Genomic DNA, 15,532 nt, shown 5'->3' with positions numbered 1-15,532 from the left:
TCCTTAACGGTCTTTCGGGTCGAGGGCATCACGCAGGCCATCGCCAATAAAGTTAAAACAGAACAAAGTGACCACCAGGAAACCAGCCGGGAACAGCAGCAGCCATGGTGAGACTTCCATAGAGTTGGCACCATCACTGAGCAACGCGCCCCAGCTACTTAACGGCTCCTGCGTACCTAATCCCAAAAAGCTCAGGAAGGATTCAAACAGGATCATGCTCGGCACCAGCAATGAAGCGTAAACCACCACCACACCCAGCACGTTCGGCACAATATGGCGGATAACGATACGCACGGTAGACACCCCACCCACTTGCGCCGCTTCAATAAACTCTTTGCGCTTGAGACTTAGCGTTTGCCCACGCACGATACGCGCCATATCCAGCCAGGAGACCATCCCGATAGCGACAAAAATCAGCAGAATATTTTGCCCAAAGAAGGTGACCAGCAGGATCACGAAGAACATGAACGGGAAGGAGTTGAGGATTTCCAGCAGACGCATCATCACCGAGTCGATTTTTCCGCCGAGGTAGCCCGACAGAGAACCGTACAGCGTACCAACAACCACCGCGACTAACGCCGCCGCAATGCCGACCATCAGCGAAATGCGCCCGCCAATTGCCACACGCACCAACAGGTCGCGTCCCGACGAGTCAGTACCGAAATAGTGGCCTGATTCCGTATCCGGCGCACTGGACATCATGCCCCAGTCGGTATCGAAGTAGGTAAACTGCGACAACATCGGTGCCAGCGTTACGAACAGCGCAATAATTACCAGCACCACCAGGCTTGCTACCGCCGCGCGGTTATGCATAAAGCGTCGACGCGCGTCCTGCCACAGGCTACGGCCTTCAACCTCCAGCTTTTCACTGAAATTCTCCAGCGCCTCGCTGTTTTTCTTACTTAACATCATAGCGAGCTCCAGTATCAGTAACGAATTTTCGGGTCGATAACGGCATACAGCACATCGACAATCGCGTTAAACACGATGGTCAGCGTACCCACCAGTATGGTCAGACTAAGAACCAGCGAATAGTCGCGGTTTAACGCCCCATTGACGAACAACTGGCCAATACCCGGCAAACCATAAATGGTTTCAATAACCATCGAACCGGTGATAATGCCGACAAATGCCGGTCCCATATAGGACAGCACTGGCAACAGCGCTGGTTTTAACGCATGACGGAAAATAATCCGCCGCATCGGCAGCCCTTTAGCGCGCGCGGTACGAATAAAGTTAGAGTGCAGTACTTCAATCATCGAACCGCGAGTAATACGTGCGATACTGGCGATGTAGGCCAGTGACAAGGCCACCATCGGCAGGATCATAAATTTCAGCGCCCCGCCGTTCCAGCCCCCGCCGGGTAGCCATTTCAAGGTTATGGCAAATATCATGACCAATAAGGGAGCGACCACGAAACTGGGGATAACCACCCCGGTCATAGCCACCCCCATCACCGTATAGTCCCAACGTGTATTTTGCTTCAGCGCGGCTATCACTCCGGCGCTAACACCGACGAGTACCGCCAGAATAAAGGCTGCCGCACCCAGCTTCGCAGAAACCGGAAAGCTCGAGGCAACGAGGTCGTTAACCGTGTAGTCTTTATATTTAAAGGATGGTCCAAAATCGCCGTGCGCCAGCTGTTTCAGATAGCTGAAGTACTGCGTCGAGATGGGATCGTTAAGATGATATTTCGCTTCAATATTCGCCAGCACCTCTGGCGGTAACGCGCGTTCCCCGGTGAATGGGCTTCCGGGCGCAAGGCGCATCATAAAGAATGAAATCGTAATAAGAATAAACAGCGTCGGAATCGCTTCCAGACAGCGACGTAATATAAATTTTAACATTGCCCGTACCTTCTGGCGTGTGCCTTTATACCCGTCATACTTCAAGCTGCAAGTGCGTTGGCTTTACTCGCTCACGCCAGTCACTTACTTAAGTAAGCTCCTGGCGATTCGCTGCGTTGCCGCCTTCCTGCAACGTGAAGTGTTTAGGGTATACCTCTCTTTGTCTAAAGAGGTATTTATAGTTCGAAGAAAAAGACACTGTGGGGCAACATGATCGCCCCACGTCTTGCCATTAATGCTTGATAATATACAAGTCTTTAACGTGGATATTATCCATCGGGTCTTTACCGGAGTATCCGCCAACCCATGGTTTCACCAGGCGGGCATTAACATAGTAATAAACCGGTACAATCGCAGAATCTTTATCCAGCTGCTGTTCCGCTTTCGAATACAGTTCGCTGCGCTGCGCTTCATCCGTCACTTTCAGCGTATCCGCAATCAGCTTATCAAATGCCGGGCTCTTATAGTGGACGGTATTATTGGAGCTGTCGGACAGCACCATATTCAGGAAGGACGTCGGTTCGTTATAGTCTGCACACCAGCCCGCACGCGAAACATCATAGTTGCCCTGATGGCGCGTATCGAGGAACGTTTTCCATTCCTGGTTTTCCAGCTTCACATTAGCACCCAGATTTTTCTTCCAGATAGATGCCGCGGCAATAGCCAGCTTCTTATGCAGGTCTGAGGTGTTATACAACAGATCAAAGGTCAGCGGTTTCTCAGCGGTATATCCGGCCTCAGCCAGCAGTTTCTTCGCTTCTTCATTACGTTTTTCCTGAGACCACTTGAACCACTCTGGCTCAACCAGTTTCGCACCATCAGTGTATGGAGGAGTAAAGCTATATGCCGGCAGGTCACCCTGGTTTTTCACTTTATTGACGATAATGTCACGATCCAACGCCAGCTTCAGGGCGGTACGAACACGAACATCGTTGAACGGTGCTTTCTGGTTGTTGATTTCGTAATAATAGGTGCACAGATAGGGGTCAACGTGGACTTCGTTCGGGATCTCTTTTTTCAGTTTCTGGAATAACTCAATCGGCATGTTGTTATAGGTCATGTCGATTTCACCGCTGCGATAGCGGTTAACGTCAGTCACTTCAGAAGAAATAGGCAGGTAGGTTACCTGGTTAATAACCGTTTTGGCGTTGTCCCAATAGTTGGTATTACGCTCAAGCACAATGCGCTCGTTGACAACCCAGTCTTTCAGTTTATACGCACCGTTAGTAACGATGTTAGCGGGCTGGGTCCACTTCTCGCCGAATTTTTCAACAGCCGCTCTGGGAACCGGTGAAACGGAGGAGTGCACAAGCAGTTTGTAGAAATAAGGAACTGGTTCGCTGAGGGTAACTTCAAAAGTATGATCGTCGAGAGCTTTTACACCCAGATCGGTGACTGGTTTTTTACCGGCGATAATATCATCAATATTGACAATATGACCGTACTGCAAATAACTGGCATACGGTGAAGCGGTATTTGGGTTAGCCAGTCGTTGCCAGCTATACACGAAATCTTGCGCGGTAACAGGCGTGCCGTCAGACCACTTTGCATCTTTACGCAGATGGAATGTCCAGACTTTAAAATCTTTATTCTCCCATTTTTCAGCCACGCCAGGCGATGGTTTGCCATCGACATCACTGATTAATAAACCTTCAAACAGGTCACGGTTAATGTTGGATTCAGGTACACCTTCGATTTTGTGGGGATCGAGTGACTGCACTTCCGAACCGTTATTGCGCACCAGAGTCTGCTTTTCAGCAAGCTGCACACCCGCTGGCACGACTGCCGCCGTGGCAACATTTCCAGCGACTAGCGCAGTTAAGATCCCCGCAGCTACTAAACTTTTTTTAGTGATGTTAGTCATTGTGTTGTACTCCCTCATTATTATGGCTGGTTTTTTAACCAGACTGTTAATCCTGTCAGGATCCCTGTACGGCACCGGAGATTTTCTGCCGTCAGGTGGTTTATTGTTTTACTGCTTGCTATCACCGACTTTATTTATTCTGGCGATTCGTATGACCGCCTTGCGTCGATTCTCTACGTGCCTCCCCTGCCGGAAACACGCTATTACCCTGTTGAGAGAAACTAACTGCAAATGATTCTCATCAATGTGAATTCTTCTGCATAATATCTGGCCGGAAAGTATCAAATGCGTTTCTTAACCGCCAATACATTTTACAAATTTGTTAACCAATTCTCTTTTATTGGAAATAAATCTCACTTAAAAAGTCTTACGAATGAAGATTCGTTATGGGAAATTCACAAAAATCAATACATTATGTCGACTATGGTGTTAACCATCCTGTCCGAAGTCAACGCCATGTCAAAATGCACATAAATTTAACAATTGGTTATTAATTAGCACATTCATCTGAAATAAAGGCTGAAATAACTAATAACATTTCGATAATCCTTCAGCAAGCCCCAGAGTATGATGTTAATAAAATAACAGCAGTATCGGTCTTCACCGGGCGTACTGAGACGTGTTATATCTTTAGAATCAATGACTAACAGGAGAGTTAATCATCAGCATTTTTTATTATTGCTCTGCTGATTTTCAACTTTAGTGAGAAGTTTTACTGATAATGAAATGAAACGGAGCCGGACACGACTCCGTTTGCACAGAAGAGAGGTTTCAGGCCAGCAAACCAGGGAAAATGGATTTGATGCCTGTAACGATAAATTCGATACCCAAAGCCATTAACAGCAGCCCCATAATACGCGTAATGACGTTGATACCGGTTTGGCCCAACAGGCGCACTAACCATGGTGCCATGCGGAACAGCCCCCAGCAGCACAGGGCAAACAACGCAATCGCTACAAAAAAGCCAAACAGGTTAATCGCGCTATGATATCGCGTACCCCAAACAATAGTTGAGCTTATCGCCCCCGGCCCCGCCATCAACGGCAATGCCAACGGCACAACGCCGATACTTTCACGAATTGCGGTTTCTGATTTTTCCTGTTTGTTTTGTTTATCTTCCCCTAGTTTTCCGCTAATCATTGACATCGCGATAGTCACAACCAGAATGCCGCCAGCGATCCTGAACGAGTCAATTGAGATGCCGAAGAGTTGCAGAATACCATCACCAAGAAACAGCGAAGTCCACAGGATGATTGCGACAGAAAGGTTTGCCGTGAGGTTGGTTTTGTTTCGTGCTGCGGCAGTTTGATAGCTGGTCATACTGATAAAGACGGGGATGATCCCTACCGGGTTGACCAACGCAAATAACCCAATGAAAAATTTAAAATAGACAGGAAAATCAAATAGCGTTTGGATCACGGTTAGCTCCGAAGCGTTAGCCGGATAAAATGAGTCATAAAAATTGATAAATTCCGCGCTGAAGATACGCCTTTTGTCAGCATACTTCACCTTCTATCTGCGTATATCAATGTAAATACGCTACCAATACTCAGTGTTATTAATATGTATTAAATATGCTAATGTTATTAGCATTCATCACGCCAATTTATTAACACTTAACGAGAAACGCTAAAAGGGCCTGCTGAAAGGTGTCAGCTTTGCGAATTTTTGATCCAGATCACGCAATTACTACTCAGAAGTGAGTAATCTTGCTTACGCCACCTGGAGGTAACGCGTTAGAGTTAACAGGCGCTAGCGTATAAGCTCTTTTAGTAAATCAAAGTAAAGTGGACGTTAATTAACCGTTTGATTTTCAAACCATTACACAAATTTTCGTCGGTCTGTCTATACTCTCGTATCGAGCAGATGATTTACTAAAAAAGTTTAACATTATCAGGAGAGCATCATGGCTGTTACTAATGTCGCTGAACTTAACGCACTTGTAGAGCGCGTAAAAAAAGCCCAGCGTGAATATGCCAGTTTCACTCAAGAACAGGTTGACAAAATCTTCCGTGCCGCCGCTCTGGCTGCCGCAGACGCTCGAATTCCTCTCGCGAAAATGGCCGTTGCCGAATCCGGCATGGGTATTGTCGAAGATAAAGTGATTAAAAACCACTTCGCTTCTGAATACATTTACAACGCTTACAAAGATGAAAAAACCTGTGGTGTGCTGTCTGAAGACGACACTTTTGGTACCATTACCATTGCTGAACCGATTGGTATCATCTGCGGTATCGTTCCAACCACTAACCCTACCTCTACTGCGATCTTCAAATCACTGATCAGCCTGAAGACCCGTAACGCCATCATCTTCTCTCCGCATCCGCGCGCAAAAGATGCAACTAACAAAGCAGCTGACATCGTTCTGCAAGCCGCTATCGCTGCTGGCGCACCGAAAGATCTGATCGGCTGGATCGATCAACCTTCCGTTGAACTGTCTAACGCGCTGATGCACCACCCGGACATCAACCTGATCCTTGCGACCGGTGGTCCAGGCATGGTTAAAGCGGCATACAGCTCCGGTAAACCGGCTATCGGCGTAGGCGCAGGTAACACCCCTGTTGTTATCGACGAAACCGCTGATATCAAACGTGCTGTTGCATCTGTTCTGATGTCTAAAACCTTCGATAACGGCGTAATCTGTGCTTCTGAGCAGTCTGTCGTCGTGGTTGACTCCGTATATGATGCAGTACGTGAGCGTTTTGCGACTCACGGCGGCTACATGCTGCAGGGCAAAGAGCTGAAAGCAGTCCAGGACGTTATCCTGAAAAATGGCGCGCTGAACGCAGCTATCGTTGGTCAGCCGGCATACAAGATTGCTGAACTGGCAGGCTTCTCCGTACCAGAAACCACTAAGATTCTGATCGGTGAAGTGAAGGTTGTTGACGAAAGCGAACCGTTTGCTCACGAGAAACTGTCTCCGACGCTGGCAATGTACCGTGCGAAGGACTTCGAAGACGCAGTCATCAAAGCTGAAAAACTGGTTGCGATGGGCGGTATCGGTCATACCTCTTGCCTGTACACTGACCAGGACAACCAGCCAGAGCGTGTTGCTTACTTCGGTCAGATGATGAAAACCGCACGTATTCTGATCAACACCCCGGCTTCTCAGGGTGGTATCGGTGACCTGTACAACTTCAAACTCGCACCTTCCCTGACTCTGGGTTGTGGTTCCTGGGGTGGTAACTCCATCTCTGAAAACGTTGGTCCTAAGCACCTGATCAACAAGAAAACCGTTGCTAAGCGAGCTGAAAACATGTTGTGGCACAAACTTCCGAAATCTATCTACTTCCGTCGTGGCTCTCTGCCAATCGCACTGGATGAAGTGATTACCGATGGTCACAAACGTGCGCTGATCGTGACCGACCGCTTCCTGTTCAACAACGGTTATGCAGACCAGATCACCTCCGTTCTGAAAGCTGCTGGCGTTGAAACCGAAGTGTTCTTTGAAGTTGAAGCTGACCCGACTCTGACCGTTGTTCGCAAAGGTGCTGAGCTGGCTAACTCCTTCAAACCAGACGTAATCATCGCACTGGGTGGTGGTTCCCCGATGGACGCCGCGAAAATCATGTGGGTTATGTACGAGCACCCGGAAACTCACTTCGAAGAACTGGCACTGCGCTTTATGGACATCCGTAAACGTATCTACAAGTTCCCGAAAATGGGCGTAAAAGCGAAGATGATTGCAGTTACCACCACTTCCGGTACCGGTTCTGAAGTGACTCCGTTTGCGGTCGTTACCGACGATGCAACTGGGCAGAAATACCCGCTGGCAGACTACGCGCTGACTCCGGATATGGCGATTGTTGACGCCAACCTGGTTATGGATATGCCGAAGTCACTGTGTGCGTTCGGTGGTCTGGATGCCGTCACTCACGCTCTGGAAGCTTACGTTTCAGTACTGGCTTCTGAGTTCTCTGACGGTCAGGCTCTGCAAGCGCTGAAATTGCTGAAAGAAAACCTGCCAGCGTCTTACCATGAAGGTTCTAAGAACCCGGTAGCACGTGAGCGTGTACACAGTGCAGCAACTATCGCCGGTATCGCGTTTGCTAACGCCTTCCTGGGTGTATGTCACTCAATGGCGCACAAACTGGGTTCTCAGTTCCACATTCCTCACGGTCTGGCGAACGCCCTGCTGATCAGCAACGTTATTCGTTATAACGCGAACGACAACCCGACTAAACAGACTGCATTCAGCCAGTACGACCGTCCGCAGGCACGCCGTCGCTACGCTGAAATCGCAGACCATCTGGGTCTGAGCGCACCGGGCGACCGTACTGCCGCGAAAATCCAGAAACTGCTGGGCTGGCTGGAAGAAATCAAAGCTGAATTGGGTATTCCTAAGTCTATCCGTGAAGCTGGCGTTCAGGAAGCTGACTTCCTGGCACACGTGGACAAACTGTCTGAAGATGCGTTTGACGACCAGTGTACTGGTGCTAACCCACGTTACCCGCTGATTTCTGAACTGAAACAGATCCTGCTGGATACCTACTACGGTCGTGAGTATAGCGAAGGTCAGACCGCCGCTAAGACTGAAGCAGTAGCTGCACCGAAAGCAGAAAAGAAAGCGAAGAAATCCGCTTAATTTGCTCAGATAAGTTTTAGTTTCATCATAAACGGTCCCAATTGAATTGGGGCCGTTTTTTTTCGTCTTGTGTTATGAAAATCGGGGAATACACAATTTAACCATGTGAATAGAATGGCAGTGTAAGAGATGTATTCAGGAAGATGTGAGACTAGCCGTCAGAAGAGAGTCTGACAGGGTAGAGAACATTGACGAAGGTTCCGGCCTACCCTGTGTTTATAAGCGCTCAGAAGCGTACAGGGTTAATCGTGGCTGTGTCGTTCTTGTATCGCCGTCAGAGAGCCCTCAGACTGCGCTTGTTTGTAGTGTTTACGACATACCGACACATAGCGTTCATTCCCGCCGATAACCACCTGCTCGCCCTCGTTATAAGGTCTTCCAGCCTGATCAAGGCGTAATACCATGCTGGCCTTACGGCCACAGAAACAAATGGTCTTTAATTCAACCAGTTTATCTGACCACGCAAGCAGGTATTCGCTGCCACCAAATAACTCACCACGAAAATCAGTGCGTAAGCCGTAACACAAAACAGGAATATCCAGTTGATCGACAACTTCAGATAATTCATAAACCTGTTGTCGGGTCAGAAACTGAGACTCATCGACCAGTACACAGTGAATTCTTTGCTGCGCATTCTCGGCGCGAATCTCTTCGAACAATGATGAATTTTGGTTAAACAATTTTGCAGGTGACGACAGACCTATACGTGAACTTACTTTTCCAGCACCAAAACGGTCATCAATTTCCGCTGTATATACAACGGCACGCATCCCACGTTCCTGATAATTGTACGAAGATTGCAACAATGCAGTCGACTTACCTGCGTTCATTGCAGAATAGTAAAAATATAGTTGTGCCATTGACCGAAGGCCCTCACCCGGGGAAATAAATATGGGCTGGATTGTATCATATTTCACGAACATGTCGGTGTAGCGTTGGCCGCAAAGGCGTATAAATGAGCGGGCAAGCTCGCACAGTGCCACCTGAATTTAAGTAACGGGTAGTGAGAGAGCATACAACCATCGACCAAACAGCCTGAGCTCGGACGCGTATATACACACTCTTTCACAAATAGTGCTCATGAAATTTATCAATGTCACTTATCATCATACGGCAATAAAGAACCCCTTCCCATATTGTTATTGAATCTACCTACTGTCGCCATGTATTAGCGAATTCACGTAAGCAAAACTAATACAAAAGGTTGAAATCACTGCAAAGAGATACTATTTGTACACCATAAAATGTGACCTGAATCTTGAATTTTTACTCTCAGCCGCTGAGAAGCCCCCTCGCCAATAAGCCTTTTTTATGCCCAACATCATGGGGAATTTAAGACAGGAGAATTAATTCTGATACTAAATAAAGCGCAATTTTGAATTCCTTACATTCCTGGCTATTGCACAACTGAATTTATCGCTCTATTATTAGCTCAACAAACCACCCCAATATAAGTTTGAGATTACTACAATGAGCGAAGCACTTAAAATTCTGAACAACATCCGTACTCTTCGTGCGCAGGCAAGAGAATGCACTCTGGAAACGCTTGAAGAAATGCTGGAAAAATTAGAAGTTGTAGTTAGCGAGCGTCGCGAAGAAGAAAGCGCTGCTGCTGCTGAAGTTGAAGAACGTACTCGTAAACTGCAACAATATCGTGAAATGCTGATCGCTGACGGCATTGATCCGAACGAATTGCTGAATAGCATGGCTGCTGTTAAATCTGGCACCAAAGCTAAGCGCGCTGCACGTCCGGCTAAATATAGCTATGTTGACGAAAACGGTGAAACTAAAACCTGGACTGGCCAGGGTCGTACACCGGCAGTGATCAAAAAAGCGATGGAAGAACAAGGTAAACAACTGGACGATTTCCTGATCAAGGAATAATTCAGAAATAGTTTGTTTAAAATCCCGCCACTGGCGGGATTTTTTTTACCGGTACTTCGCTCAAACCTACCCGGATTAGGTATAAAAAAACGGCGCTGTTAATACAGCGCCGTTCTGACCAGATAATACCAGAAGGTTACTTCTTAATACCCATCTCGTCTTCCAGCCAGGCTTTAAATTCGGCGCCGAGAGTATTATGGCGAATACCATATTCAACGAACGCCTGCATATAGCCCAGTTTATTACCACAGTCGTGGCTTTTGCCCTTCATGTGATAAGCTTCAACCGTCTCTTTTTCAATCAGCATATCGATAGCATCTGTCAGCTGAATTTCATCACCCGCTCCCGGAGGGGTTTTAGCCAGCAGAGGCCAGATATCGGCACTAAGAACGTAACGACCCACAACGGCCAGATTAGAAGGCGCAACATCAGCTTTTGGTTTTTCAACCACGCCAACCATCGGGACGCTTTCGCCCGGGGATAATTCAACGCCTTTACAATCCACAACGCCATAAGCCGTAACATCTTCTACCGGTTCAACCATAATCTGGCTGCTACCTGTTTCATCAAAACGATGAATCATTTCGGCAAGGTTGTCGCGGGATAAATCAGATTCGTATTCGTCAAGAATTACGTCCGGCAGGATTACAGCTACCGGTTCATCGCCAACCACAGGGTGCGCGCACAATACCGCGTGGCCCAGACCTTTAGCCAGCCCCTGACGCACCTGCATAATAGTCACATGTGGCGGACAAATAGATTGCACTTCTTCCAGCAGCTGACGTTTTACACGTTTTTCCAGCATCGCTTCAAGTTCAAAACTGGTGTCGAAGTGGTTTTCAATGGAATTTTTAGACGAGTGAGTTACAAGTACAATTTCAGTGATGCCCGCAGCAATACATTCGTTTACGACGTACTGAATTAATGGCTTATCAACCAACGGTAGCATCTCTTTCGGGATTGCTTTCGTAGCCGGTAACATCCTGGTTCCTAATCCCGCAACTGGGATAACGGCTTTTTTGACTTTTGAATTAAGGGCAGCCATTTAAAACTCTCCTGGACTGTTCATGTATTGAACGTGTTCATCATTCTGTATCGCATCCGAGTATATCAGTACAGCGACAAGCTTCTGGTCTGAAAAGGACGCGCGTCGGTATAATTAAGATAAATACGAATAAATCTGGCGCTGATAGTAGCACTCACAACATGGGGAGGGTGAACCAATTTCATTTCCACGCCTCTCAATTGTTCATTCCGAAGACAACATCAAGCGCAGGCGACCTCCCGCCCCCCAAATCTGGCATTGCCATGACTCACAATGTTGGCTCAGCTGATTAAGATACGTATTACCTAAGGTACCCAGCGGAACGCCATTGCTGATTTGCACTTGGTGGGAACCGGTATTTAATGTCGCATTCAGCCCTGCTGATACCAGAATTAGATTTTTTAATCCGCTGTGGTAATACCCTACCAGCAAGGGAAACTGCCCTGGTAAATTGGCTTGCCGCAACAAATGATTTACCTGTTTCAATAACGTACCTAGCTCTGGCAACCGTTGATTTTGTTGTGTCAGTTGCTCCTGCAGTAAACCATTAAATAGCGCTCGCAGTAATAATGCAGCCAGCACGCCATTATCCCCTGCCCGCGTCACATCAAGGCAATAGAATGCAAGGTCATGATCCGACAGCGGCGCAATATCCAACACCAGCCCCGGTTGGTCGGCTGCCACCAATTGTCGATAGTTAATGCGACAGTGCGAGAGCACTTGCGACACTGGAGGCTGTAATTCTTTTAGCAACTTCGCAGCAGCAGCTGGATCGTCCACCATCGCATCCCAGTCGCGAAACAGCCGTTCTTCTTCTTCCACGCGTGAATTAAACATGTTGGGATAAAGACAGGCAAAGACGGTTTCTCGCAAGCGATTAAGGTCTTTCACCGGCTTCAACAGGACATCATCCACACCGAGTCGTAGCGCTTTGGCTATGTCGGACATGTTTTCCGTCGCAGAAATCACCAGTATCGGGGTCTGATCGCCACGATTGCGTAAATACTCAACCAGTTTGAGACCGTTCATTCTTGGCATAGCCAGGTCGCAGATCATCAGGTCGGGTTTAAAATGCCCAAGCAAGTCCAGTGCTTCAAGTCCGTCACCAGCTACCGCCGTTGTCGCTCCCAAAGAGGAAAACCATGAGTCCATGAGTGAGCGAAATACCGGCTCATCCTCAACGATAAGAATCTGTTTTCCGACCAATGGCTGCGTCATATTCTCCCCCCTGACTGGCTTTAATAAATAGTGGCATGCTATTGCCACTCACGCCTGTCAGAATTAGCTTAAGTGTTGATAAAAAATGCGTTAGACGTTGGTTTTCACCAGGGGTAGAAGCTCATCCATTTTCTTCTCGACCGCTAACTGCCCGGCAGCAATTGCCGCACTGGCGCGGTGAAAATCCAGCGTGGATATTTGTGGACAAAACGGCTGAATCAGAATGTCTGGAGGGTCACCGGCCATGCGGTTACGTTTCAGTCGGTTTTCCAGAACCTGAATAGACGTCGTCATAATCTCCATCGCCGTGGGCGCAGTTACTGCACGCCTGGCCGTAATGTTGCTCAAGCGTTCTTTCAGACGGGCATGCCATGAGAGTTCGTCACCATCATCACCCGATTCGGCATCGCTATTGACGTTGAAGGAGAGTAAATCTTGTTGCATGAGATGCGCATCGTGTTGCAGGTCGACCGCAATAACAATATCGGCCCCCAACGCGCGAGTCAGGGAGACAGGGACAGGATTCACCACCGCACCATCGACCAGCCAGTAACCATTGTGCGCCACAGGTGACATCAGGCCAGGAATACTGCAGGAGGCCCGGACAGCCAGATGTAAATCACCTTCGGTGAACCAAAGTTCCCGACCCGTACTCAGATTGGTGGCCACTGTTGCGAAACGGCGAGTACATTGCTCAATTGCTTCTACCGGCATCACATTACGGTACTGATTGAATACCCGTTCACCGCGCAGTAAACCTCCCCTGCGCCACGAGAGATCCATCAACCGCAAAACATCCCAATAGCTGAAAGAACAGACCCACTTTTCGAGAGCAGGCAGCTTATTGCAGGCGTAGGCAGCGCCAACCAACGAACCGATGGAGCACCCTGCCACGATATCAACATCAATACCCATATGCTTAAGGGCTTTAATAACGCCAATATGCGACCAACCTCGCGCCGCGCCGGAACCTAGCGCCAGCCCAATTTTTATTTTTCTCATTATACGTACAAACTTCCCCTGGCTTGCAGACGTAGCAACATCGCTACCGCTCAGTTAACATAGTGCCACTCTGGCGTTTTTACGCCGTTTTTATATTCCAGGGAGTACTTTGTGTCTCAGCTTTGTCCCTGTGGTAGCGCTGTCGAGTATAGCCTATGTTGCTACCGTTATGTGTCCGGCGCGCAAGTAGCACCTACGCCGTCACACCTCATGCGTTCTCGTTACTGTGCTTTTGTGATGAAAGACGCAGATTACCTTATCAGGACCTGGCATCCGAATTGTCATGCGGCCGAGTTTCGCGACGACATTATCGCAGGATTTACTCATACCGAATGGCTTGGACTGACCGTTTTTGAACAAGAGACGGCAGACACAGAAAATATCGGCTATGTCAGTTTTGTCGCACGGTTTTCTGAACAAGGTAAAACAGGTGCAATTATCGAGCGCTCTCGTTTTTTAAAAGAAAACGGTCAGTGGTACTATATAGATGGTACACGCCCTCAAATTGGACGAAACGATACCTGCCCTTGTGGCTCAGGTAAAAAATTTAAAAAGTGCTGCGGCTAATCAACGCCCGACAGTATCAATTTTGCAAACATTCTCAACAGGATCACCGCTGCAAATGCATTCATTACAACGAAAAGTGCTGCGTACTATTTGCCCGGACCAAAAAGGTCTGATCGCGCGCATTACGAATATCTGTTACAAGCATGAACTGAACATCGTGCAGAACAATGAGTTTGTGGACCACCGTACCGGACGCTTTTTTATGCGCACCGAACTGGAGGGCATTTTTAACGACGTCACGCTGCTTGCCGATCTGGACAGCGCCTTACCTGAAGGCTCGATTCGTGAATTAACCCCAGCAGGCCGACGCCGCATCGTCATTTTGGTCACCAAGGAAGCGCATTGCCTGGGCGATTTATTAATGAAGGCCAATTATGGCGGGCTGGATGTTGAAATCGCCGCGGTGATCGGCAATCACGAGACCTTGCGTCCTCTGGTTGAACGGTTTGATATTCCGTTTGAGCTGGTGAGCCATGAAGGTTTAACACGTGACGAACATGATCAGAAAATGGCTGATGCTATCGACGCCCACCAGCCGGACTATGTCGTGCTGGCCAAATACATGCGCGTTCTGACCCCGACATTTGTTTCACGCTTTCCGAATAAAATTATCAATATTCACCATTCATTCCTGCCAGCATTCATTGGTGCTCGTCCGTACCATCAAGCTTATGAGCGTGGCGTGAAGATCATCGGCGCGACGGCCCACTACGTGAATGATAACCTCGATGAAGGCCCAATCATTATGCAGGACGTGATCCATGTTGATCACACCTACACTGCCGAAGACATGATGCGCGCGGGTCGCGACGTTGAAAAAAATGTATTAAGCCGTGCGCTGTATCAGGTTCTGGCTCAACGCGTCTTTGTTTACGGTAACCGAACGATTATTCTGTAATCGATTGATAAGTTAATTGGTTACCTTTACATCTTTACGTGTAAAAATCAGGCAACCAGTTCTTTTTTATCAACGGAATGCTTTACAGGGGCGCATCATTTGATATGATGCGCCCCGCTTCCAACGGAAGCAGGCCAGTAATTAGCATTACCCCGTGGTGGGGTTCCCGAGCGGCCAAAGGGAGCAGACTGTAAATCTGCCGTCATCGACTTCGAAGGTTCGAATCCTTCCCCCACCACCATCTTCTAGCACTGCCTACAATTTGAATTACCCCTGGTGGGGTTCCCGAGCGGCCAAAGGGAGCAGACTGTAAATCTGCCGTCATCGACTTCGAAGGTTCGAATCCTTCCCCCACCACCATCACTTCATAAAGCACCAACAGCAAATCAATCTCTAATGCCCCATATTCTGCCCATGCGGGAATCGACTAAGGTTCGATTCGAGCGAAGCGAGAAAGCGTTGCCGCAGGCAACGACCCGAAGGGCGAAGCGCACTGCGCTGAGTAATCCTTCCCCCACCACCATCACGTCATAAAGCACCACACTCAATTCCTCTGCAATGCCCTTTATTTGCCTGATGCGCTATGCTTATCAGGCCTACGAACTCGACACGTGCCCGCTAT

General features: G+C 48.1%; 12 protein-coding genes, 2 tRNA genes and 1 other RNA gene. 7 read left to right on the top strand and 8 right to left on the bottom strand.

Features of this window, described 5'->3' with window-relative positions:
• Positions 1–3: 3 nt before the first annotated feature.
• From oppC to ychE, 4 genes are all read right to left on the bottom strand, one after another.
• Positions 4–912 (bottom strand): oligopeptide ABC transporter permease OppC, encoded by a 909-nt coding sequence (gene oppC, locus IB222_RS10705; RefSeq protein WP_003020701.1) that lies wholly within the window; start codon positions 910–912, stop codon positions 4–6.
• A gap of 14 nt (positions 913–926) precedes the next feature.
• The gene (oppB, locus tag IB222_RS10700; RefSeq protein ID WP_003020708.1) at positions 927–1,847 is read right to left on the bottom strand and encodes an oligopeptide ABC transporter permease OppB; all 921 of its coding nucleotides are present in this window, start codon (positions 1,845–1,847) and stop codon (positions 927–929) included.
• A 232-nt stretch (positions 1,848–2,079) separates the two neighbouring features.
• The gene (gene oppA, locus IB222_RS10695) at positions 2,080–3,711 is read right to left on the bottom strand and encodes an oligopeptide ABC transporter substrate-binding protein OppA (protein WP_048216252.1); all 1,632 of its coding nucleotides are present in this window, start codon (positions 3,709–3,711) and stop codon (positions 2,080–2,082) included.
• A gap of 771 nt (positions 3,712–4,482) precedes the next feature.
• Complete coding sequence (gene ychE, locus IB222_RS10690; RefSeq protein WP_003020714.1) at positions 4,483–5,130, bottom strand: NAAT family transporter YchE; 648 nt, start codon at positions 5,128–5,130, stop codon at positions 4,483–4,485.
• Positions 5,131–5,617: 487 nt separating this feature from the next.
• On the opposite strand from ychE, the gene adhE reads away from it, so the two are divergent.
• Positions 5,618–8,296, top strand: coding sequence for a bifunctional acetaldehyde-CoA/alcohol dehydrogenase (gene adhE / locus IB222_RS10685; protein WP_003833375.1), 2,679 nt, complete (start codon positions 5,618–5,620; stop codon positions 8,294–8,296).
• 242 nt (positions 8,297–8,538) lie between these two features.
• Here adhE and tdk read toward each other — a convergent pair whose 3' ends face one another.
• Positions 8,539–9,156: a thymidine kinase gene (gene tdk / locus IB222_RS10680; protein ID WP_008784954.1), complete on the bottom strand. Its 618-nt coding sequence runs from the start codon at positions 9,154–9,156 to the stop codon at positions 8,539–8,541.
• A gap of 610 nt (positions 9,157–9,766) precedes the next feature.
• Between tdk and hns the strand changes: the two genes are divergently transcribed.
• Positions 9,767–10,180 carry a histone-like nucleoid-structuring protein H-NS gene (hns, locus tag IB222_RS10675; protein ID WP_003020723.1) on the top strand — a complete coding sequence of 138 codons (414 nt, stop codon included), beginning with the start codon at positions 9,767–9,769 and terminating at the stop codon, positions 10,178–10,180.
• Positions 10,181–10,316: 136 nt separating this feature from the next.
• Here the strand turns inward: hns and galU are convergent, their stop codons facing one another.
• From galU to rssA, 3 genes are all read right to left on the bottom strand, one after another.
• Complete coding sequence (gene galU, locus IB222_RS10670) at positions 10,317–11,225, bottom strand: UTP--glucose-1-phosphate uridylyltransferase GalU (protein ID WP_003020727.1); 909 nt, start codon at positions 11,223–11,225, stop codon at positions 10,317–10,319.
• Between the two features lie 204 nt (positions 11,226–11,429).
• Positions 11,430–12,443 (bottom strand): two-component system response regulator RssB, encoded by a 1,014-nt coding sequence (gene rssB, locus IB222_RS10665; RefSeq protein WP_148361901.1) that lies wholly within the window; start codon positions 12,441–12,443, stop codon positions 11,430–11,432.
• A gap of 90 nt (positions 12,444–12,533) precedes the next feature.
• Positions 12,534–13,445, bottom strand: coding sequence for a patatin-like phospholipase RssA (gene rssA / locus IB222_RS10660; RefSeq protein ID WP_003833384.1), 912 nt, complete (start codon positions 13,443–13,445; stop codon positions 12,534–12,536).
• Between the two features lie 111 nt (positions 13,446–13,556).
• On the opposite strand from rssA, the gene IB222_RS10655 reads away from it, so the two are divergent.
• From IB222_RS10655 to IB222_RS10635, 5 genes are all read left to right on the top strand, one after another.
• Positions 13,557–14,012, top strand: a complete 456-nt coding sequence (locus tag IB222_RS10655; protein ID WP_003833385.1) for a YchJ family protein — start codon at positions 13,557–13,559, stop codon at positions 14,010–14,012.
• 55 nt (positions 14,013–14,067) lie between these two features.
• Positions 14,068–14,910: a formyltetrahydrofolate deformylase gene (gene purU / locus IB222_RS10650; protein WP_003020737.1), complete on the top strand. Its 843-nt coding sequence runs from the start codon at positions 14,068–14,070 to the stop codon at positions 14,908–14,910.
• Between the two features lie 156 nt (positions 14,911–15,066).
• Positions 15,067–15,151: transfer RNA gene (locus IB222_RS10645), tRNA-Tyr, on the top strand.
• A 34-nt stretch (positions 15,152–15,185) separates the two neighbouring features.
• Positions 15,186–15,270 (top strand) — tRNA-Tyr (locus tag IB222_RS10640).
• Between the two features lie 44 nt (positions 15,271–15,314).
• A non-coding RNA gene (locus IB222_RS10635) (RtT sRNA) lies at positions 15,315–15,433 on the top strand.
• The last annotated feature ends 99 nt before the right edge of the window (positions 15,434–15,532 follow it).

Source organism: Citrobacter sp. C13 (genome assembly GCF_014596815.2).
Classification (GTDB): domain Bacteria; phylum Pseudomonadota; class Gammaproteobacteria; order Enterobacterales; family Enterobacteriaceae; genus Citrobacter; species Citrobacter portucalensis.
Note: the sequence above shows the minus strand (reverse complement) of the source record. Positions and strands in the feature narration are given on the sequence as shown.

What these genes read in the sequence shown, in the direction of transcription:
- oppC (WP_003020701.1), bottom strand. Translation starts at nt 912, where the DNA reads ATGATGTTAAGTAAGAAAAACAGCGAGGCGCTGGAGAATTTCAGTGAA.
- oppB (WP_003020708.1), bottom strand. Translation starts at nt 1,847, where the DNA reads ATGTTAAAATTTATATTACGTCGCTGTCTGGAAGCGATTCCGACGCTG.
- oppA (WP_048216252.1), bottom strand. Translation starts at nt 3,711, where the DNA reads ATGACTAACATCACTAAAAAAAGTTTAGTAGCTGCGGGGATCTTAACT.
- adhE (WP_003833375.1), top strand. Translation starts at nt 5,618, where the DNA reads ATGGCTGTTACTAATGTCGCTGAACTTAACGCACTTGTAGAGCGCGTA.
- tdk (WP_008784954.1), bottom strand. Translation starts at nt 9,156, where the DNA reads ATGGCACAACTATATTTTTACTATTCTGCAATGAACGCAGGTAAGTCG.
- hns (WP_003020723.1), top strand. Translation starts at nt 9,767, where the DNA reads ATGAGCGAAGCACTTAAAATTCTGAACAACATCCGTACTCTTCGTGCG.
- galU (WP_003020727.1), bottom strand. Translation starts at nt 11,225, where the DNA reads ATGGCTGCCCTTAATTCAAAAGTCAAAAAAGCCGTTATCCCAGTTGCG.
- rssB (WP_148361901.1), bottom strand. Translation starts at nt 12,443, where the DNA reads ATGACGCAGCCATTGGTCGGAAAACAGATTCTTATCGTTGAGGATGAG.
- rssA (WP_003833384.1), bottom strand. Translation starts at nt 13,445, where the DNA reads ATGAGAAAAATAAAAATTGGGCTGGCGCTAGGTTCCGGCGCGGCGCGA.
- purU (WP_003020737.1), top strand. Translation starts at nt 14,068, where the DNA reads ATGCATTCATTACAACGAAAAGTGCTGCGTACTATTTGCCCGGACCAA.